Source organism: Ideonella azotifigens (assembly GCF_006519715.1).
Lineage (GTDB): Bacteria > Pseudomonadota > Gammaproteobacteria > Burkholderiales > Burkholderiaceae_C > Ideonella > Ideonella azotifigens.
This window is the reverse complement of record NZ_VIDT01000003.1, coordinates 19,385-39,670: the sequence shown is the minus strand read 5'-3', so window position 1 is coordinate 39,670 and position 20,286 is coordinate 19,385. Positions and strand designations below refer to the sequence as shown.

General features: G+C 63.6%; 21 protein-coding genes. 8 read left to right on the top strand and 13 right to left on the bottom strand.

The annotated features are described in order from the left end of the window. The 11 genes from FKP22_RS00695 to FKP22_RS00645 form a co-directional block, all read right to left on the bottom strand. The coding region (locus tag FKP22_RS00695; RefSeq protein ID WP_170200680.1) for a sigma-E factor negative regulatory protein at positions 1 to 257 on the bottom strand (257 nt) is incomplete at its 3' end. Positions 258 to 296: 39 nt separating this feature from the next. Beyond that, on the bottom strand, positions 297 to 911 hold the full coding sequence (gene rpoE / locus FKP22_RS00690; protein ID WP_141284201.1) for an RNA polymerase sigma factor RpoE: 615 nt from the start codon (positions 909 to 911) through the stop codon (positions 297 to 299). Continuing rightward, the gene (locus FKP22_RS00685) at positions 908 to 1,189 is read right to left on the bottom strand and encodes a hypothetical protein (RefSeq protein WP_141284199.1); all 282 of its coding nucleotides are present in this window, start codon (positions 1,187 to 1,189) and stop codon (positions 908 to 910) included. Before FKP22_RS00685 ends, rpoE begins: the two co-directional genes overlap by 4 nt. Positions 1,190 to 1,490: 301 nt before the next feature. Beyond that, a complete protein-coding gene (fabF, locus tag FKP22_RS00680; protein WP_141284197.1) occupies positions 1,491 to 2,735 on the bottom strand; it encodes a beta-ketoacyl-ACP synthase II in 1,245 nt (414 codons plus the stop codon). A 44-nt stretch (positions 2,736 to 2,779) separates the two neighbouring features. Then, positions 2,780 to 3,019, bottom strand: a complete 240-nt coding sequence (gene acpP / locus FKP22_RS00675; protein WP_141284195.1) for an acyl carrier protein — start codon at positions 3,017 to 3,019, stop codon at positions 2,780 to 2,782. Between the two features lie 71 nt (positions 3,020 to 3,090). After that, the gene (gene fabG / locus FKP22_RS00670; RefSeq protein ID WP_141284193.1) at positions 3,091 to 3,852 is read right to left on the bottom strand and encodes a 3-oxoacyl-ACP reductase FabG; all 762 of its coding nucleotides are present in this window, start codon (positions 3,850 to 3,852) and stop codon (positions 3,091 to 3,093) included. Continuing rightward, a complete protein-coding gene (gene fabD, locus FKP22_RS00665) occupies positions 3,849 to 4,787 on the bottom strand; it encodes an ACP S-malonyltransferase (RefSeq protein WP_141284191.1) in 939 nt (312 codons plus the stop codon). Before fabD ends, fabG begins: the two co-directional genes overlap by 4 nt. Before the next feature lie 27 nt (positions 4,788 to 4,814). Next, entirely contained in the window at positions 4,815 to 5,798 is a 984-nt protein-coding gene (locus FKP22_RS00660) for a beta-ketoacyl-ACP synthase III (protein ID WP_141284203.1), read from the bottom strand. A gap of 68 nt (positions 5,799 to 5,866) precedes the next feature. After that, positions 5,867 to 6,940 (bottom strand): phosphate acyltransferase PlsX, encoded by a 1,074-nt coding sequence (gene plsX, locus FKP22_RS00655; RefSeq protein ID WP_375140544.1) that lies wholly within the window; start codon positions 6,938 to 6,940, stop codon positions 5,867 to 5,869. A gap of 200 nt (positions 6,941 to 7,140) precedes the next feature. After that, positions 7,141 to 7,323, bottom strand: coding sequence for a 50S ribosomal protein L32 (rpmF, locus tag FKP22_RS00650; protein ID WP_141284187.1), 183 nt, complete (start codon positions 7,321 to 7,323; stop codon positions 7,141 to 7,143). Positions 7,324 to 7,693: 370 nt separating this feature from the next. After that, positions 7,694 to 8,251 carry a YceD family protein gene (locus FKP22_RS00645; RefSeq protein WP_141284185.1) on the bottom strand — a complete coding sequence of 186 codons (558 nt, stop codon included), beginning with the start codon at positions 8,249 to 8,251 and terminating at the stop codon, positions 7,694 to 7,696. Positions 8,252 to 8,291: 40 nt separating this feature from the next. On the opposite strand from FKP22_RS00645, the gene FKP22_RS00640 reads away from it, so the two are divergent. Both FKP22_RS00640 and FKP22_RS00635 read left to right on the top strand, forming a co-directional pair. After that, positions 8,292 to 8,921, top strand: coding sequence for a Maf family nucleotide pyrophosphatase (locus tag FKP22_RS00640; protein ID WP_141284182.1), 630 nt, complete (start codon positions 8,292 to 8,294; stop codon positions 8,919 to 8,921). After that, a complete protein-coding gene (locus tag FKP22_RS00635) occupies positions 8,918 to 9,688 on the top strand; it encodes an SAM-dependent methyltransferase (protein WP_141284181.1) in 771 nt (256 codons plus the stop codon). The genes FKP22_RS00640 and FKP22_RS00635 overlap by 4 nt, the downstream gene beginning before the upstream one ends. 73 nt (positions 9,689 to 9,761) lie before the next feature. On the opposite strand, the gene FKP22_RS00630 is transcribed toward FKP22_RS00635, so the two are convergent. Continuing rightward, the gene (locus tag FKP22_RS00630; RefSeq protein ID WP_141284179.1) at positions 9,762 to 11,291 is read right to left on the bottom strand and encodes a DEAD/DEAH box helicase; all 1,530 of its coding nucleotides are present in this window, start codon (positions 11,289 to 11,291) and stop codon (positions 9,762 to 9,764) included. Positions 11,292 to 11,639: 348 nt separating this feature from the next. On the opposite strand from FKP22_RS00630, the gene FKP22_RS00625 reads away from it, so the two are divergent. From FKP22_RS00625 to FKP22_RS00600, 6 genes are all read left to right on the top strand, one after another. After that, positions 11,640 to 11,897, top strand: a complete 258-nt coding sequence (locus FKP22_RS00625) for a hypothetical protein (RefSeq protein WP_141284177.1) — start codon at positions 11,640 to 11,642, stop codon at positions 11,895 to 11,897. Further along, entirely contained in the window at positions 11,894 to 13,321 is a 1,428-nt protein-coding gene (locus FKP22_RS00620) for an SAM-dependent methyltransferase (protein ID WP_141284175.1), read from the top strand. The genes FKP22_RS00625 and FKP22_RS00620 overlap by 4 nt, the downstream gene beginning before the upstream one ends. A gap of 44 nt (positions 13,322 to 13,365) precedes the next feature. Beyond that, the gene (locus FKP22_RS00615) at positions 13,366 to 14,730 is read left to right on the top strand and encodes a hypothetical protein (protein ID WP_170200679.1); all 1,365 of its coding nucleotides are present in this window, start codon (positions 13,366 to 13,368) and stop codon (positions 14,728 to 14,730) included. Between the two features lie 153 nt (positions 14,731 to 14,883). Beyond that, complete coding sequence (locus tag FKP22_RS00610) at positions 14,884 to 16,842, top strand: SLBB domain-containing protein (protein WP_141284171.1); 1,959 nt, start codon at positions 14,884 to 14,886, stop codon at positions 16,840 to 16,842. A 1-nt stretch (position 16,843) separates the two neighbouring features. Then, positions 16,844 to 17,971, top strand: coding sequence for a Wzz/FepE/Etk N-terminal domain-containing protein (locus FKP22_RS00605; RefSeq protein ID WP_141284169.1), 1,128 nt, complete (start codon positions 16,844 to 16,846; stop codon positions 17,969 to 17,971). A gap of 107 nt (positions 17,972 to 18,078) precedes the next feature. Continuing rightward, complete coding sequence (locus FKP22_RS00600) at positions 18,079 to 19,377, top strand: hypothetical protein (RefSeq protein ID WP_141284167.1); 1,299 nt, start codon at positions 18,079 to 18,081, stop codon at positions 19,375 to 19,377. Positions 19,378 to 19,398: 21 nt separating this feature from the next. Here the strand turns inward: FKP22_RS00600 and FKP22_RS00595 are convergent, their stop codons facing one another. Next, entirely contained in the window at positions 19,399 to 20,274 is an 876-nt protein-coding gene (locus FKP22_RS00595) for a 2OG-Fe(II) oxygenase (RefSeq protein WP_233446788.1), read from the bottom strand. Positions 20,275 to 20,286 lie beyond the last annotated feature (12 nt).

Genomic DNA, 20,286 nt, shown 5'->3' with positions numbered 1-20,286 from the left:
AGCACCACCGGCTCCTGGGCCAGCTTGCTGCGCAAGGCAGTCAGGAAACTGGCGTCCTGCTTCGGTGCCGACGCGAGGTCGTCCGAGCGCAGCACGTCCCCGATCAGCGCATAGCAGTGCCAGCTCGCGCGCAGCTCAGGGTCTTGGCGCCAGGCATCCACCGACAGGCGCAGTTCGCGCCCATCGGCCTCGCCATCGCTCAGTGCCGAAAGGCCCTGCAGCATGCGCTCATGATCGTTCGACGGCTCCAACATCATCTCAGCTCCAGACAGCGGTCAGGCTCGACAAAATCCAGGTCACCAACGTTCACCGTTTTGGGTATCCAACAGCGGTTTCAAGCGCAGTGCGATCGCTTCACGGGCGCGAAAAATCCGCGATCGAACGGTACCGATCGGGCAATTCATCACGTCAGCAATCTCTTCGTAACTCAGTCCTTCGATCTCGCGCAGCGTAATGGCCTGCCGCAAGTCCTCGGACAAGGCCTCGATCGCCGCGTTCACCGTGGATGCAATTTCCTTGCTCGCCAACAGGGCCTCAGGCGTGGCCATGTCGATTTGTTCCATTTGCGGCCGGGAAGTTTCGTCATCGTCATCCCCTGTTGCCATTGCGGCTTCGGTGATCACGGGATCCCGCTTCAAATCGACCAGCGCCTTCTTCGCAGTGTTGACCGCGATCCGGTAAAGCCAGGTGTAAAACGCACTCTCGCCACGGAACTGCGGCAACGCACGATAAGCGCGGATGAAGGTCTCCTGGGCAATGTCGAACACCAGGTCGCTGTCGCGCACCATGCGGCCGATCAGCCGCTCGATGCGACGCTGGTACTTGACCACCAGCATTTCGAAAGCCTTGACGTCGCCCTGCTTGACGCGCTCGACCAGCGCGGCGTCGACATCGGGTTGCAGGCTGCTCATGCGACGGGCGCTCCCGCACCCGAAACGGGCTCCTGCATGCGAACCTGCACGTTCACCGGCGGCGTGCGCACCGCGATGCGCAGCGCATGCCAAGCCATCGCTCCCGCGGCGCCGCGGGACATTGGCAAGTGGCGAACTGGCTGGCCGGCGATGCCGTGCCAACGCAGCAGCATCCAATCGCCCCAGTCCAGCACCAGCGTCGGCGTGCCAGCAACGTCCAGCGTGCGACCGTCAGCGGCGAGCAGGCTCCAGCCCGCGCCATCCCAACGCAGGCGCATGACCGGCCGTGTTGCCAGGCATCGATAAAACCCAACTGCCAGCAAGGCTCCGGCCGCCAGCAGTTCGAACATGCCACCCGCACCTGGCAGCGCGCCAGTGACAGGCCAACCGGCCCGCTGGCGCAAGTGCATCCACAACCAGCCCACGAAGGCGCTCACCGCCAGACCACCGATGGCCGCAACCAGCGCGGACCAGAGGCCACGCCTTGCAAGCGCACAGTCAGAGGGAGGCGGCGTGCGGCGCATCAGGCCCGCCTCGACAGCATGGGGCGACGCAACAACTTGGCTCGCGTGGCGGCGCTCAAATGCGCCTGAACACCAGCGTGCCGTTGGTGCCGCCGAAGCCGAAGTTGTTTTTCACCGCAATGTCGATCTTCATCTCGCGCGCCGTGTTGGCGCAGTAATCCAGGTCGCACTCGGGATCCTGGTTGAAGATGTTGATGGTCGGCGGTGAAATCTGGTGATGCAGCGCCATCACGGTGAACACCGATTCGATGCCGCCTGCGCCACCCAGCAGGTGGCCGGTCATCGACTTGGTCGAGTTCACGACCAGGCGCCTGGCGTGGTCGCCAAAGGCCAGCTTGATCGCGTTGGTCTCGTTCAGGTCACCCAGCGGCGTCGAGGTGCCATGGGCATTCAGGTATTGCACCGCGTCGGCATTGAGGCCGGCGTCGCGCAGCGCAGCCTTCATCGAGCGCTTGGGGCCATCCACACTGGGCGCAGTCATGTGATACGCGTCGGCACCCATGCCGAAGCCGATCACTTCGGCGTAAATCCTGGCGCCACGCTTCTTCGCGTATTCGTATTCTTCCAGCACCACCACGCCACCGCCCTCGCCCAGCACGAAGCCGTCTCGGTCACGGTCCCAGGGCCGCGAAGCGGTCGCCGGGTCATCATTGCGGGTGGACAGCGCGCGCGCAGCCGCAAAGCCGCCAACCCCGAGCATCGACACCGTGGCCTCGGCACCGCCGGCGACCATGACGTCCGCATCGCCGTAGCCGATCATGCGTGCCGACTGGCCGATGCAATGCAAACCAGTGGTACAAGCGGTGACCACGGCCAGGTTCGGACCGGTGAAACCGAAGCGGATCGAGACATGGCCGGAGATCATGTTGATGATCGAGGCTGGGACGAAAAATGGGGAGATGCGGCGCGGGCCACGATCAACGACCATGCGAGCGGTCTGTTCGATCTCCGGCAGACCGCCGATGCCCGAGCCGATCATGCACCCGATGCGCTCGGCCGTCTCCTCGGTCAGCGCGTCGCCAGTGGGCAGCCCGGCATCCTGCACGGCCTGGATGGCAGCGGCCACGCCAAAGTGGATGAAGCTGTCCATGTGCTTGGCTTCCTTGCCGGGAACGTACTCCTCGACATTGAAGCCTTTGACCTCGCCTGCAAACTGGCAGGCGATGCCGGAGGCATCGAACTTGGTGATGGGCGCGATGCCGGAACGACCTGCAAGCAGGTTGCTCCAGCCCTCGGAAACCGTGTTGCCGACCGGGCTGATCAGCCCCAGGCCGGTGATGACGACACGTCGACGGGTCATGCGTTCAGATCAGATCGTTGCGGGGGCGGAACTGCAAGGCCTTGTCAGGCCTTGGCGTTGCCCTTGGCATAGTCGATCGCCAACTGGACAGTGGTGATCTTCTCGGCTTCCTCATCAGGAATCTCAATGCCGAATTCATCTTCCAGGGCCATCACCAGTTCGACGGTGTCGAGCGAGTCGGCACCCAGGTCGGCCACGAAGGCTTTTTCGTTGGTGACGTCGGCTTCGGGAACACCCAGTTGCTCGGCGATGATTTTCTTGACGCGTGCTTCGATGTCGCTCATGACTCCTCCAGGAGGGATTGCGTAAAACGGGCCGGATTCTACGCTGGCAAGCGCAGAGCCCGGCGGGGGGATCAGTTCATGAACATGCCGCCATTGACGTGCAGCTCTGTTCCAGTGATGTAACCCGCTTCCGGGCTGGCGAGGAAGGCAACCGCATGCGCGATCTCCTCCGGCTGGCCCAGGCGCTGCAACGGGATCTGCTGCAGCAGCGCAGCCTTCTGCGCCTCGGGCAGAGTGTCGGTCATGTCGGTGGCAATGAAGCCGGGCGCGACGCAATTGACCGTGATGTTTCGGCTGCCGAGCTCGCGCGCCAGCGCGCGCGTCATGCCGGCCACACCGGCCTTGGCGGCTGCGTAGTTGGCCTGGCCCGGATTGCCGGAAGCGCCAACCACTGAGGTGATGCTGATGATGCGGCCGAAGCGCTGCTTCATCATCGGGCGGATCGCCGCCCGCGCAAGCCGGAAGACGGCGCGCAGGTTGGTGTCCAGCACGGCATCCCAGTCGTCGTCCTTCATGCGCATGGCCAACTGGTCGCGCGTGATGCCGGCATTGTTGACCAGCACATGCAGGCCACCCTGATCCTTGACCAGCTGGTCCATGCAGGCGTCCACCGCGGCGGCGTCGGTCACATCCAGCTTCAGGCCGTCGCAGCCAGGGAATTCGGCCAGCGCGTCGCGAATCGCCTGCGCGCCGGCATCGGTGGTCGCGGTGCCCAGCACGCGAAAACCGCGTGCGGCCAAGGTCAGCGCAATCGCCCGGCCGATGCCGCGCGTCGCGCCAGTCACCAGCGCAACCTGCGCTGGTGCCACTGAGGTGTTTGCAACCGTGCTCATGCCAATGCCTCCTTGGCCAGGGCCAGGCTGGCCGGGTCGAACACGCAGACCGCATTCAGTTCAGGTTCGATGCGCTTGACCATGCCGGTCAGCGCACGGCCAGGGCCGCACTCGATCACGTCCGTCAGGCCTTGCGCACGCAAGGCATGCACGACCTCAACCCAGCGCACCGGGCCAAAGGCCTGGCGGTACAGCGCGTCGCGGATCGCTTCAGCGCTGCTTTCGACCTTCACGTCGATGTTGTTGACCACCGGCACACTGGGTGCTGCAAAGGTGGTTTCCGCCAGCTTCACCTTCAGCGCTTCGGCGGCAGGCTTCATCAGCGTGGAATGGAATGGCGCCGAGACCGACAGCAGCAAGGCACGCTTGGCGCCCATGCCCTTCAGCGTGGCGCAGGCTGTGTCCACGCCCAGCTTGGTGCCGGCGATCACGGTCTGCTTCGGGTCGTTGAAATTGACTGCCTCCACCATCTCGCCGCAAGACTGCATGGCTTCTGCGCAACCGGCCCGGACCATCTGCGCGTCCAGCCCGAGGATAGCCGCCATGCCGCCCTGGCCAACCGGCACCGCATCCTGCATGGCCTGCGAGCGCAGCCGCACCAGCACCAGCGCATCGGCCAGCGTCAGGCTGCCGGAGGCCACCAGCGCGGTGTATTCGCCCAGCGAATGGCCAGCCATGGCCTCCGGCACGAAACCCGTCTCGGCAGACCATGCGCGGTAGCAGGCCAAACCCGCCACCAGCATCACCAACTGGGTGTTGACGGTCAGGTCCAGCTGCTCTTTCGGGCCTTGCTGGATCAGCGTGCGCAGGTCGCGGTCGAGCACGCTGCTGGACTCATCCAGCGTCTGCTGCACGGCGGGGTGCCCGCCCCATGCGTCAAGCATGCCGACGGATTGGGAACCCTGTCCGGGAAAGACAACAGCGAATCGTTTCATGGGATCACACCAGCTTGGGTCGAATCTTCAGAAATCCAGCAGCACCGCGCCCCAGGTGAAGCCACCGCCCACCCCTTCGAGCAGGACGGTCTGGCCACGTTGCACGCGGCCGGAGCGCACGGCATGGTCCAGGGCCAGCGGAATGGACGCAGCAGACGTGTTGCCATGTTCGTCCACCGTGACGATCAGCTTGTCGGCGCCAAGCTTCAGCTTGCGCGCCGTGCCCTGCATGATGCGGATGTTGGCCTGATGCGGAATCAGCCAGTCGATGTCGGCCTCGGTGCGCCCAGCTGCAGCCAGGGTTTCCCGCGCCACGCTCTCCAGCACCGACACCGCCAGCTTGAACACCGCCTGACCATCCATCTTCAGCAATGGATCGCCCAGCACCTGGCCGCCCGCGACTGTACCCGGCACGCACAGGATCTCGCGGTAGCGGCCATCCGCATGCATGCGACTGGCCAGGATGCCAGGCTCGTCCGAGGCTTCCAGCACCACGGCGCCGGCGCCGTCACCAAACAGCACGCAAGTCGTGCGGTCGTTGAAGTCCAGGATGCGCGAGAACACTTCGGCACCGATCACCAGTGCGCAACGCGCAGCCCCGGTGCGGATCATCGAATCCGCCACCGAGAGCGCGTAGACAAAGCCGGAGCACACCGCTTGCAGGTCGAAGACCGGGCAACCGTGCACGCCAAGCTTGCGCTGGATGATGCTGGCGGTCGACGGGAAGACCATGTCCGGCGTGGACGTGGCGACGATGATCAGGTCGACCTCGTCGGCGCGCCGGCCGGCGGCTTCCAGCGCATTCAGCGCCGCGCCCAGGCCCAGGTCGCTGGCGCATTGTTCGGCGGCGGCAAAGTGACGCGCCCGGATGCCGGTGCGCTCGACGATCCAGGTGTCCGAAGTCTCCAGGCCACGCTCGGCCAGTTCAGCGGCCAGCTCTTCGTTGCTCACGCGGCGCGTCGGCAACATGCTGCCGGTGCCGGTGATGCGGGCGTGACGAGCAGGTGGCATCACCGCGGGAAACTGGGGGCTGGGCAGCGATGCACTGGCGGCAGCACCCGAAGAGGCAGAAGAAAGCGTCATGCAGCGGGTCGGACCGGCTGATCACCGGGAAGCGCAGGCATGGCCTGCAGGGTCTCGACGATGCGGTCATGGACCTGGTCGAGCAAGCGGTTGTGCGCCGCATCATAAGCCCGCGACAAGGCACGGCCAAAGGCGTACGCATCGGCAGAACCATGGCTCTTGAACACCAGGCCCTGCAAACCCAGCAACGCAGCGCCGTTGTAGCTGCGCGGGTCCACCCGCGCCCTAAAGCGCTTGAGCACCGGCATCGCCACCAGGGCAGCCAGCTTGGTCAGCCAGTTGCGGGTGAATTCTTCGCGGATGAACTGACTCAGCGCGTGCGCCAGGCCTTCGGTGGTCTTCAGCGCGACATTGCCGACGAAGCCGTCGCAAACCACGATGTCCGCCGTGCCTTCGAAGATGTCGTTGCCTTCGACATTGCCGTGGTAATTCAGGTGCCCGCTGGCGGCTGCAGCGCGCAGCAGGTCGCCGGCACGCTTGATGGTTTCGCTGCCCTTGATCACCTCGGAGCCGATGTTCAGCAGGCCCACGGTTGGATTGGGCTTGCCCTCGACCGCCGCAACCAGCGCGCTGCCCATGATGGCGAACTGCAGCAGGTGCTCCGCCGAGCAGTCCACATTGGCGCCCAGATCCAGCATGGTGGTGAACTCGCCGCGCACGTTCGGGATGACCGACGCGATGGCCGGACGGTCAATGCCCTCCAGCGTCTTCAGCAGGTAACGCGCCAATGCCATCAAGGCACCGGTGTTGCCAGCCGAAATGCAGGCATCGGCCTTGGCCACGCCGTCACGCAGCTTGAGCTGCGAGATGGCGATGCGCATCGAAGAATCCTTCTTGCGGCGCAAGGCCACTTCGACCGTATCGTCCATGGCCACCACCTCTGTCGCGGTGACCAGCGTGCAGCGCGGCCAGTGCGCGGCAGGCACCAGCGCATCGGCCGTGCCCACCAGCAGCAATTCCACGTCAGGATGCGAGTCCAGGAAAGCCCGGCAGGCCGGCAGCGTGACCGAGGGTCCATGGTCGCCACCCATGCAGTCCACCGCTAGGCGGACGCGGCTCAGCGGCGTCAAGGAAACAGATTCGGACACGGCAATCTCAGGCCAGGACGGCCCGACTCACAACGAAGCAGCCACGACAAAACCCGCGCGAACTGGCTTCAGAACAGCGAGGCGGCGCGGGATTTGAATTGGGGTGCGGAACCACCACCCTGAACGCGGGCGGCATGCACTCGGGGCAGGCAAAGCGCCAACCCATGAGCCCAACGGGCAGGTCAGGCGTCTGCCTTGGTCTTCAAGACCTTGCGGCCACGGTAAAAGCCGGTCGGGCTGATGTGGTGGCGCAGATGGATTTCGCCGGTGGTCGACTCGACCGCCGTGCCCGGCTGGGTCAGCGCGTTGTGCGAACGGTGCATGCCACGCTTGGAGGGCGACTTCTTGTTTTGCTGAACGGCCATGGAATTCTCCTGGGACGCCGGGGCCCCGGCGAATAACGACGCTGCTGCAGCGAGCCAGCCCTACAGAGCGGCCGCGCAAAGCGCCAAAGTCAATGAAATCGGTGAGACCTGAGGCCACCGAACCGCATGAGCCAAGGCCAATGACCGCCCATCAGGGCATGCCAAAACGCTCGGGACCTTGACCAGAACCTCGGCCAGAAACTGGCTGTGGCGCCTGGCCCATCCGGCCCGCTCGACCCCCGCTCGATCGCCAGTCAGCTGGTAGCTGAAGGGCAATGCGGAAAAGCCGCGGATCATAGCACGGATCAATTGGCCGGAACAGCCGTGGGGCACGGCCTGACCCACCGTGCCCCCGGCATGACCCAACCCATCAATCCGGCTTTTTCTTCAGCTGCGCCAGCACCGCAAACGGATTGGGCTGAGCCTCGTCAGCCTCGATTTCATCGTCCGGCAAAGGCAGCGGCTCCGGACACACCTCATGGCGCGGCACCAGCGGCAAGGCCAGCAACAGCTCGTCCTCCACCAGCTCACGCAAATCGGTCCAGCGCTGCAAGGCCAGCACATCGTCCTCGCTGTCGGCGTCCATCTCGGCGGCAGAAGCCTCATCCGACACGAAACGCAGCGAGCAATCCACGGCCACATCACTGGCCACCGGCCCCAGGCAGCGCTGGCAGCAAAGACTCAAGTTCACCTCGGCCTGCAGGTGCAACCAGATCTCGGGCGAACCACCCGTCACCGGGCGCTGCTCGCCTTCAGCCTGCCAGCGCACCACGGCAGGGTCGGCATCGCCCGTCAACAGCTGGGCCTCGTCCAGCCGAGACATCTCGGCAACCGACCACTGCCCGGAAATCAAACGCCCCTGCTCAGCCAGGGCAGCCACATCCAGACGCAGCGGGTCAGGTGCGGAAGAAGACGCGGAAACACTCATGGCACCAGTGTACGGCGGTGACCGATGGGAGAATCCCGCGATGACCGAGTTGCCCGCCACCCCGCCCCCTTCACACACAGCGCCTCGCCTGATCCTGGCGTCCACTTCGCGCTATCGGCGCGAGCTGCTGGAACGCCTGCGCCTGCCGTTCGACACGGTTTCGCCAGAGGTCGACGAAACGCCACAACCCGGCGAAGCGCCGGCCGTGCTGGCCCGGCGCCTGGCGCTGGCCAAGGCGCAGGCGGTGACCACCCGGCACCCGGACGCGATCGTCATCGGCTCGGACCAGGTGGCGGACGTAGACGGTCAGCCAATCGGCAAACCCGGCACGCACGAGCGCGCGGTGCAGCAGTTGCGCCAGATGAGCGGGCGCCGCATCGTGTTCCAGACCGCACTTGCCGTGGTGCGCGCCAGCACTGGTTTCGCAGAGGTCCGGCTGGCACCGGTGCACGTGCAGTTCCGCACCTTGAGCGAGGCCGAGATCGAGTTCTACCTCCGGCTCGAACAACCCTATGACTGCGCCGGCAGCGCCAAGTGCGAAACGCTTGGCATTGCGCTGCTGTCAGCCATCGAGTCCGACGATCCGACCGCGCTGATCGGCCTGCCGCTGATGCGCACCTGCGAGCTGCTGCGCAGCGCCGGGCTGGACCCGCTGAAGGCAAACCCATGAGCATTACCCACACCACCGGCCGCCTGCTGCTGGTCCCGAACACGCTGGATTTGGGCACCGAGCCGGAGGCCATCGAGACCGTGCTCAGCCCGGCCATCCTGGCCATCGCCGCCCGGCTGGACCACTGGGTGGTGGAAAACGCCAAGAGCGCACGCGCATTCCTCAAGCGCGTCGATGTTTGCGTACCATTGCACGCGCCACTGCAAAGCCTGCACATCGTCGAGCTGCCGCGGCCGCGCAAGGGCGACCCGAATGCACAGATCGACGCACAAACCTGGCGCACACTGCTCGGGCCCGCGCTGGCGGGCCATGACCTGGGCCTGCTGTCAGAAGCGGGCCTGCCTGCAGTGGCCGACCCCGGCGCAGCGCTGGTGCAAGCGGCGCACGCCGCAGGCGTGACCGTGCAACCCCTGCCCGGCGCCAGTTCGCTGACGCTGGCCCTGGCCGCCAGCGGACTCAACGGCCAGCGCTTTGCATTTGAAGGATATTTGCCGCAGGAAGCCAGCAGCCGCGCGCAGCGGGTGCGTGAGCTGGAACAGCGCTCACGCCGCGAAGGCCAGACCCAGCTGGTCATTGAAACGCCTTACCGCAACCAGGCCTTGATGACGGCGCTGCTGCAACTGCTGCAAGCCGAAACCATGCTCAGCGTGGCGTGTGGCCTGACGTCACCCGCGGGCTGGTGCAAGACCCAGTCGGTGGCGAATTGGCGTGCAGCCAAACCGGAACTGCCAGACAAGCTGCCCGCCGTCTTCATGTGGCAGGGCTGAAGGCCTCAAACCAAGTTGCGACCCACCAGCAAAACGGCGCCCCGCAGGGCGCCGTTCACGGTGGCAGCAAGCGTCAGCTCTTTGCGCCACCCAGCAAGGCTGCAAGCTTGCGCTTGGGTCGAATGTTGGGCGAGAGGCGTGCCGCCGAAGGCACGGCCGGTGCCGACTTCTCCCAGGCCGCCGGACCATCCAGGCTGGCCGTCGGCTCGTAGGGACGATCGAAGAACGGATCACGGGGCGCGGAGCGCGACTCGCTGCGGCGCGGCGGGAAAGGCCGACGGGACTCGGCACCCTCGCCAACCGAAGCACCAGTGCGTGATTCAGTCCGTGACTCCCCGCGGTACTCAGCGCGCGGCTCGGCTGCACGACCCTCGTCGCGCTGCCAACTGCTGCGGCGCGGGCGCTCCTCGTCCAGCTCCACCGCGTCCAGCTCGATCTTCTTCTTGATCAACTTTTCGATGTCACCGATCAAGCGCGTGTCATCACGCGTCACCAGCGTGATCGCCACGCCCGAAGCGCCCGCGCGACCCGTGCGGCCGATGCGGTGCACATAGTCTTCCGCATTGAACGGCACGTCGAAATTGAAGACCGCCGGCAGGTCGGCAATGTCCAGCCCGCGCGCCGCGACGTCAGTCGCGACCAGGATGTCCACCTCACCTGCCTTGAACGCAGCAAGGGACTTCAGTCGCTCATCCTGCGACTTGTCCCCGTGCAAGGCCGCCGTGCGCAGGCCATCCCGCTCAAACGAGCGCGCCAGCCGAGCTGCGCCGAGCTTGGAATTCACGAAGATGATGGCTTGCTTGATGCCGCGCTCGCGCAGCACCTTCAGCACCGTGGCACGCTTGTCGTCATCGGTCACGCTGATGAAGCGCTGCTCCACATTGGTCGCCGTGGCATTGGCGCGCGCCACTTCCACCAGGATGGGATCCTGCAGGTAGCTGTTGGCCAGGCGCTTGATCTCGGGCGAGAAAGTCGCCGAGAACAGCAGTGTCTGGCGCTGCTTGGGCAGGTAGCTCAGGATGCGCTGCAGGTCCGGCAGGAAGCCGATGTCCAGCATGCGGTCGGCCTCGTCCAGCACCACGTACTCAACCTGGTTCAGCACGCAGTTCTTGGCCTCGATGTGATCCAGCAAGCGGCCCGGCGTGGCGATCAACACCTCGACGCCGCCCTTGAGCTCAAGCGTCTGCGGCTTCATGTCCACACCGCCAAACACCACCGCTGCACGCAGGTTGCTGTGCTTGGCGTATGCCTTCACATTGTTCGCGACCTGGTCGGCCAGTTCCCTCGTCGGTGCCAGCACCAGCGCCCGCACCGGATGCCGGGCCGGCGACACACTGCTGGTCTCGTGCCGCATCATCTTCTGCAGCAGCGGAATCGAGAAGGCGGCCGTCTTGCCGGTCCCGGTCTGCGCCGCTCCCATCACATCCTTGCCTTCCAGCACGATGGGAATGGCCTTCGCCTGGATGGGCGTCATGAACGCATAGCCTTGATCCGCCACGGCCCGCAGCAGCTTGGGGTCCAGCGGCAGGGTGTCAAAACGAGCGGGAGGGGTCGGCGCCTCGATGGCGTCCGGCGGCACGAGGGCGGCGGTTTCGTTGGTCATTGCCTTCCATTATCGCTTGTAATGCTTGACACGCCCGAAAGAAGGCGGCATATAGCACCGCGGCGCAGGGACATCAAGAGAATCAGCGTCCCTGGCCCCTCGAATTTCACAGGGGCGATGCCCGCTAGAATCCAACGGCCATGTGGCATCTCCCGGCGTGCTGCAAAACCAAAACGACACCACTGTTGTTATCAATGCATTCCTCGTGCACCTCCGGCACCTCGTCGGTGAAGCATCTGGCCGGTTGCGGATTGATGCCGTTGCCATGATGCATGACTAACCTGACGGCGCCTAATGCATCGCTCTGGCGCACAAACAGAGAGCCTCCATCCTTACTGGATCTGTACGATGCCCGACCAATCCACGCCCCCCCTCACTAAGGCGACCGACCCGCTGCGCATCATTTTTTGTGGGGGTGCATTGATTGCAGCGCCGGTCGCTGCCCACGCCTACCTGGATCCGGGCTCCGGCAGTCTGATCTTTCAGTCTCTGCTGGCCGTGGTGTTCGGCATTGGTGTCGGTCTGCGTTCCGTGAGGGCTTGGTTGCGCAGCAGATGGACCTGGCTGAGACAACGCGTTGGCACCGATAAAAATTCCGCCGAATGACGGACGCCCAGGCAACCACACGACGCCACCCCGCCTCGTTTCGTGACCCAGCAGGTTTTGTACTGGAAAGCGACGGCAGGCTTCTACGCGCCGTACATCCCGACGCCATTGGCGACATGCGGATGCTGTTCGATTCGGGCCTCTACGATGAACTCGTGGCCGCCGGCCTGCTGGTTGCACATTGCGGTGTAGCTGAACTCCCGCCGAGCCTGCCAAAGGATTGGGCGGCCTGGGAAGCCGAGCGACTGCCAATCATCAGCTATCCATCGGAGTGGATCGACGCACAACTCCACGCCGCTTCCCTGTTGACACTAGAAGTGTTACGCCGAGCGCTACGCCACGGCATGACGCTGAAAGACGCCAGCGCGTTCAACGTCCAGTTCAGAGGATCCCAGCCCGTCTTCATCGACTTGCTGTCATTCACACGCCTGCCGAACGACGGGCGATGGCTGGGATACCGTCAGTTCTGCGAACACTTCTTGGGACCACTCGCCGTATATTTTCATTTGCCCTCGTTGCGAATGCTGCAGGGCACAAACCTGGAGGGCATGCCGCTGGCTGTGTGCTCCGCCATGCTGCCTGCCCGCACCTGGATGAAGCCAGGGCTGGCCCTGCATTTGCATCTGCATGCGCGCGCAGCGAGACGGGCGAGCCGTGCCGCAACGGAGACATTGGACCGCAGTGCACATGCGATGCCACCCGAACAAGCGCCCCAGTTCGGTCTCCGTCTCGTAGACTCACTTGAAGCCGCGATACGCGGGCTGGTTCCGCGCACCAAAGCAGCCTCCGAATGGTCGGATTACCGGAATCACAACACTTACACAGAAAGTGAGGCGCGGAGCAAGCTCGCGTTCGTGCTTGAGGCAGTGGACCGTGCTCGGCCAACCCGGGCCATCGACCTCGGCGCCAACGACGGCCACTATGCGCATGAACTCGCGTCGCGCAACGTCGCCTGCACGGCCGTCGAACTCGACGCGGCCTGCGCCGAAGGGATCTACGAACGCAGCCTCGCTGCGCCTCACGCAGCATTGCTCAACACGGTGCGGGTCGACCTCACCAACCCGACACCTAGCCATGGCTGGGCAGGCCAAGAACGCGCCTCGTTCTCGCAGCGTATGCAATGCGACCTTAGTCTGTCCCTTGCACTGATCCATCACTTGTCAATCTCGCGCCAGGTGCCGTTCGACGCGATCGCGGCCTACCTCGCAGAATTGTCGCCACATGCGGTCGTCGAGTACATCCCACCGGACGATCCCATGGCTCGGCAACTTCTCGCCGCCCGCAGTGGCATCACCGCCAGCTACCTGCGGACGCTATCTGAAGACGCGTTCCGGGCAGCGTTCGATCCGCATTTTGAGTGCCTGGCCTTCAGCGATCCGCTGGCCGGCGGACGTAGGCTGCACCACTTTATGCGCAGGACGTGAGTGGATCAATGCGGCACTGGCGGCAGCCACTCCTCAGCGGTACCGTGTTGGCGACGCTGGGCTTCTTTCCGCTGTTAGACGCGCTCGCGACCACGCCTGCCTGGCTGCACTGGACCGCCTTCGATAGCATCGAGACCGCCGCAGCGTGGACGGTGACTGCCATGGTGGTGGGGTTGACGATGATGCTGGCCGGCCACATCGGAGGCAGGCGTGGCGGTGACGCAGTCACCATCCTGTGGTTGCTGGTGGGCATCTGGTTCGCCATGGCCGCGCTCACCAGGTTGCAATTGCTCGACCCGATCCTGCGTGCGCACCGCGCCAACGCGGTCTGGGTTGTTGGCGCTTTGGCCATCATGCTCACAACGGTCGGCGCATGGGCCGTGTTGCGACCGGGCCAATATCCGACATCGAGAGTCCAGCGCACTTTGGCGGTCCTTTGGCCCCTGTCGTTTCTTTTCGCATTCCATCTGCTGCGTGCGCCATCCCTCGCGGAACGTCAGCTGGCCGACCTGTCACCAACTGCCCACGCCGTTGCGGGGCTGGTGCGTACGCAAGTCGCACACCGCGAACCACGAACAGTCGTCCTGCTATTTGACGAGCTGTCGGTCGACTACCTTTACGGTCAGCGTGCAACTGACCTCTCGGCGTGGCCTTCGCTTGCTCTCCTGCGGGCGGAGGCCACGCTGCATCACGACGCCCACCTGCCAGGCGGCGGCACCCTATCCGCCATCCCCGCACTTTTCGGAGCAACCACGGCCGCCCCCGATGGCCTTGTCAATGCACTCAACCGACAGGGGCAATCCTTGAGGATCTGGGGCTGGTATCACGATTACTGCCGAGCGTTTGCACGGGAGGCCGACGAATGCCATGCAACCAGCATCTACAATCCTCGAACGCTGCACAGCGATTTCTCGATCATCGACCCATGGTGGACGAACATCGTTTTGCTGCCGGCGGAGTTTCCATTCAAGTACCTCAAGTCTCCCGCCGCCGTAGCCCTCCATCGCGACACGCTGGCCGGCGCGCAGGCTTGGCTGGCAACGCAATTGGCAGATCCGAGTGCGGATTTCATCTACGCCCATGTCAACGTTCCGCATTTGCCGTTGATCGGCGAACAGTCTGGCGGACTCATGTTCTCTCGGGCCTTCGAGATGACCGAACAGAGCTACCTCACGCAGTTCGGCGCGGTCGACGATGTCGTGGCCCAAGCTCTGATCAGCACCACTCGGCCGACCCGCCTCATCGTGATGTCCGATCACAATGCGCGAGCGCTGCTCCCCAAGGAGCGACACGATCAGGTCGTGCTAGTCGTCCTCGAACCTGGACTGCACAACTCAGGGGTTGTGAAACGCGAGAATGCGGCGGAAACGCTGGCGCACATCAGCCTCGGTTTGGACGAGACGCCTTGAGGTAAACCAACCCCAGTCCTCCAGGGAGAAGCTCTCGGCGCCTTAAACACCATATCGCTCAGCCAAAAGCGATCAGGCTGGCTAGCTAGAATCTGCCGATCACGCGAAGGGTCCAAGCCCGTCGCGACACCAACACGACCCACGCTGTCATCCATGTATTCTTTGCAAAAGCCCGGCCGCAGGCCGATGAAGCACCTCGCCCTTTGCGGCTTGATGCTGATGGCCGTTCATGGCCTGCTGCCCTCGGCGTTTGCCCAACAGAACATTGACCGGGAACAGTCGTCGGGCAACGCAGGCACATCAGCCGAACAGGACACAAGCTCGGCGCAGTTGAGGCCCACCGCAGCGGACCAGACTGCGAACACGCTGAACGCCGTCCGCAATCGGCGGGACAGTCAAATCGTCATTCAACGCACGCCGTACGTGCCCAACGAGTTCGAGCGCTACGTACAGACACAGGCGAGCCGGCTGAACCAACTGTCTCCCAACAACGGCTCTGCCAACAACGGGCCGGGCAACACCAATGGCGAACAGATTCGCCGACTGGGCGCAGACCTGCTAACGGACCTGCCTGACGGCCTGGGCAATCAGGATCCCCTACCCCAGGTGCCAGACGACTACATCGTCAAGCCCGGCGACGAAATTGCCCTGACGATGTGGGGCTCGGCAGATGCCAACCTGCGGCTGACGGTCGACCGTTCGGGGCAAATCGCCGTGCCGCGCGTGGGCACGGTGACGGTGGCTGGAACACGACAAGCCGAGCTAGGGAATGTGATCAGCCGCCGCGTAGCACAGGTGTTCCGCAATTTCCAGCTCTCAGCCAGTGTGAGCCAACTGCGGTCGGTGCGAGTTTTTGTCACCGGCTTCGCACAGCGGCCCGGCAGTGTCAACGTTAGCGCGCTGTCGTCCATCCTGCATGCGGTGATGCGCGCTGGCGGGCCGGGTGCTGCCGGAAGCTTCCGCGACATCACGTTGCGGCGAGGCGGCAAGGTCGTTGCAAAGCTGGATCTTTATGACCTGATCGTCAGGGGCGACCGTGGCGGCGATCAATGGGTCCAGCCAGATGACGTCGTCCACATCGGTCCGGTGGGACCTCAGGTGGGCGTGATCGGCAGCGTGAACCTGCCTGCGGTTGTCGAGCTCAAGTCGGGCGAAACCTTGGTAGACGCGATCGCGATGGTTGGCGGATTCAATGCCGTGGCTGATCGGTCCCGCGTGGCCGTCGAACGCCTTTCGGATCGCTCAACAGGTCGGGTCGCACAAGTTTCCATGCTGGCATCGGAAGGCGCCCACAGCCCCCTGGGTGCAGGCGACCTCGTTCGGGTCTTCAGTGCAATCAGCGCCGCGTTGCCGCAAGACAAGCAAAACAAGCGTGTACGCGTCGAGGGCGAAGTCGTACGCCCGGGCGACTATGTGCTACCGCCGAACAGCAGCCTTGCGGATGCAGTGCAGGCAGCTGGTGGCTTCACACCGGATGCCTACCTGTACGGCACCGAATTCACCCGGGAAAGCGTTCGGCAAGCCCAGCAGCAGAACTTCGACCGGGCCCTTCGCGACCTGGAAACCGATCTCGCGAAGGGCGCATCGAGCAGACGCGTCGCGACCACCGAAGAGGTCGCAACGCTTGCGACTGCTGACGCAGCGAATGCTCGCTTGGTGGACCGTCTTCGCCAGGTCCGTCCCACAGGTCGGGTCGTCCTCCAACTGCCACCTGACGCAACAGCGCTGCCGGCAATGGCGCTCGAAGACGGGGATCGCCTTAGCATTCCTGCGAAGGGCACTTCTGTAGGCGTGTTCGGCAGCGTGTTCAACTCGGGTAGCTTCATCTACGCAAGTGACAAACCCATTTCACACTATGTGGACCAGGCTGGGGGGCCCACCCGCGGTGCCGATCCTGCAAGCATGTTCCTGATCCGCGCCAACGGCACCGTGGTCAGCGCGCGTCAGAACGGCGAGCGAACGTTTGAAGCGCAAATTGTGCTTCCAGGCGACACGGTGTTTGTGCCCGAGGAGACGAACAAGACCACGTTCGTGCAGGACGCCAAGGATTGGACGCAGATCTTGTATCAATTCGGTTTGGGCGTTGCCGGTATCAAGTCGCTGGGGTTGTGAGATGACGCAAACTGAACGCGCAAGGACCCAATTCCCGGTCAGCGACGACGAGCGCATCGACTTGCTGGCCCTGTATGCCCCTGCACTGGAACGCTGGCGTTCAACCCTGCTGGCAGCCGTGGTCGCCGGTGCACTGGGGGCGGGGGCCAGTTTCCTGGTCAAACCGACGTTTACCGCAAGCAATTTGTTCCTTCCTCCTCAGCAGCAGCAAAGTTCGGCCGCCAGCGCATTGGCCTCGCTAGGGGCGCTGTCTGGGCTCGCGGGCCTAGGCAGCGGCAAAAGCCAGCCTGAACAGTACATCGCGCTGATGCAGAGTGTTACCGTGCAGGACAGGCTGATCAAGAAGTTCGATCTTCTGAAATTGTGGGACGTTCGCCTCATGGTTGACGCTCGCAAGCGCCTCGGCAAAGCGACTTCCATCCTGCTTGGCAAGCGTGATGGGTTGATTCGTGTGGAAGTGACCGACACCAGTCCTGAGCGTGCGGCAGCGATTGCCAATCAGTATGTCGAGGAATTGCGTGCACTAACCGATACGCTCGCAGTCACCTCAGCCCAACAGCGCCGGGTTTTCTTCGAGCAGTTGCTTCGGCAGACCCGAGACAAGCTTACTGCGGCACAACTTGCACTGGAGTCCAGTGGCTACACTGCCGGCGCACTGAAGACGGAACCGCGTTCCGCAGCCGAAGGCTACTCGCGACTGCAGGCAGCACTCACCGCGGGCCAGGTCCGCCTCCAGGTACTCCGCCGAACATTGGCGGACGGCACACCGGAAGTTCAAGCAGCTCAGGAATCGGTGAATGCGCTGACAGACCAACTTGCCAAACTTGAGTCTCAGGCCGACAAGCAAACGAGTTCGGGGGATTACATCGGCAAGTATCGCGAGTTCAAATATCAAGAAACGCTGTTCGAACTTTTTGCTCGCGACTATGAGTCGGCACGCATTGATGAGAGCCGTGAGGGCGCGCTGATCCAGGTTGTGGACATCGCAACACCTCCTGAGCGCAAGATTGGACCCACACGGTCGAGGTTTGTGCTGATTGGGGCATTGCTCGGCGCACTGGTCAGTGCCACATGGTTCGCCTTCGCGGCGCGGCGGCAGTCAAGTCGCTCAAATCTGATGGCCCCCTGAGTGACAACAGCCGCGAGTCGTAGCAAAGGGCCATCTGAAACGCCGCCCTCACTGCGGCAAGAAGCGCCCACCCCTCTAACGTGGGGCCGGGCGGCGAAGGTATTTGCATGAGCGACGATCCCGCAACGATCTCTATCCTGATCGCGCTGGGCGCCTTTGTTCTGCTGAGCTGGCAGACAGTGCGCTATCTGCAGATGCGCAACTACGTCATTTTGCTGATCTGGCCCGCGTTCATATACATGATCGGCCCGGCCGCCACCCTGATGTTCGTCGACGCGCCGGTCTTGAGCCGTTACGTGGATGAGCGCCGTATCGACGCGCAGACGCTCTTGATGCTCTGGTACTTGGTTGTGCTGGTGCTGGTCGACCGTGCGTTGAATCTTTCAGCAGAACTGCGCCGCGCGATCAACGGGGAACAAGTAGCGAGCCTGTCCAGCAGCGTGATTTTCCCCGGCCTGTTCGTCACCAGCGTGGTGCTGGCGTCAATATTCCAGATCCACCTGCTCAACTCATTTGGCACCGTCCTGTCCGGCGCATACATCCTTAACAGCTACGAGGACATTCCCTACTGGGGTTTCGTCGCAGGCCTCTATGAGATCATTTTCCTCTGCTTCATTCTCGTGCTCCTGGGCAAGCACCCTTCGCGCCCCATGTGGACGCTGTACGTGGGCATGTATGCATTCACCACCCTGCTGCGCGTCATGGGAGGCACGCGTCTGGTACTAATCAAGGAACTCGCGATCATGATCATCCTGCTGTACTTACGCGGATCGATCAGCGGCCGCAAGCTGGTGATCGTGGGAGCAATCGTGGTCTCGATCGGCTCCGGCGTGGGCTTGCTGCGCTCCGGCGGCGGCGGCGAGGAAATGAACGTTCTGGGGCCGGTCTACGGCCTGGTAATGGAATCAGCCCTGAACGCGCTGACGCTAGGCATCGCGGACTCGGTCAACCAATCGGGCGCTGTCGGGCACTCTGGGTCGGCGGCGACGACCGCCAGTTGGCTGACGCTGGCCGTGATTCCGTCTTTCCTGCGCTTGGGCATGTCGGAGGACGACATGACGGCACTTAGTCCATACAACCTGGCTCTGTCTGCGGGCTTCGACTCGTGGGCGCCGGTAGGCGGCATGAGCGGGTTCGCGACAATTGACTACATCACGAGCTACCCGCACGTGTTTCTGTTCGTGATGGTGACTCTGTTCGCGGTCTGGTTCAGATCGCTGCGGGATGGTCCGTTCAAGCAGATTTTCGGCCTGGTCTCAATGACCTGTGCCATCCACTTCTGGCGCGATCCGGCGGACATCTCGTTCAAGCTACTTGTGCAGGGGATGATCATCTGCGGAATTCTGTGGTTACTGCCGCAGCGGCGCCGAGCGCCGCGCCCCACGCTGCCGGCTCCCGTGCAGTGACGCCGGCCCGGCCGCCTCGGTTCACTTCTTGTTGTAGAAGTGTTTGTTCTCGGCTACGCCCTTAGGAAACAGCTTGCGCAGGCCCATGCGCAGCGAGATGTCAGCACGCAGCACCAAGTCGCGTAGCTTCTGCTCAGGACGACCACGGAACGATGTAACGTGGAAGTAGTCCTCTCCCTCGGGTGAGGCCTGCGAGAAATAATAGTTCGAAACGCAACAACGCCGGCTGTCCACCAGGACCTGCGACACGCTATGCCACGAACTCTTGTTGGTGACCATCACGGCGAGGCGGTTGAAACGGCTCTCGACAGTCACCTGCTCCCCGGTCGGTCCATCGGGCCACAGTTCCAGGTTGCCACCGTTCTCCCGCTTCCAGCCGGGCGACACGTAGTAGAGCAGGTTGAGCACCCGATAGCGTTCACGCTGCTTGTCGTGTGAATTGTCAACATGCGGGTTGAGAAAGTGGCCCTTCACCATCATGGAGATGCCGCCCGCATAGAGCTGCTCGTCTGGCTCCAGGCTCTTCAAGCCTGTGATGCGCCCGACGACCTCCACAATGCGCGGGTCCTGGAATGCGTAGATGGCCTCCTCGAGCAGCGGGTCGTACTCGTTCATCTGCGCCGCGATGAACTTCAGCTCCCGCAGGCTGCGCTTGATCTTCATCGACTCGCCAGAAGGGAAGGCAGCTCGAATGCGCTGCGCAATCTCCTCCGGCAACAAATCGTCAACCGTGAAATGGCTCACGCCGCCGCTGGATTGCCAAGCGTTCCGGAGCGCATCCTGTTCTGCTTCTAGGCGCGCAACAATGACGTCTGCGAGCTGAGTTCGATTCATCATCTTTCCTTCAATGGCCCGTCCTTGAGCCGCTAGTTCGAGCACAGCGCTGCTTGCTCTCACGCCGTAATTCTG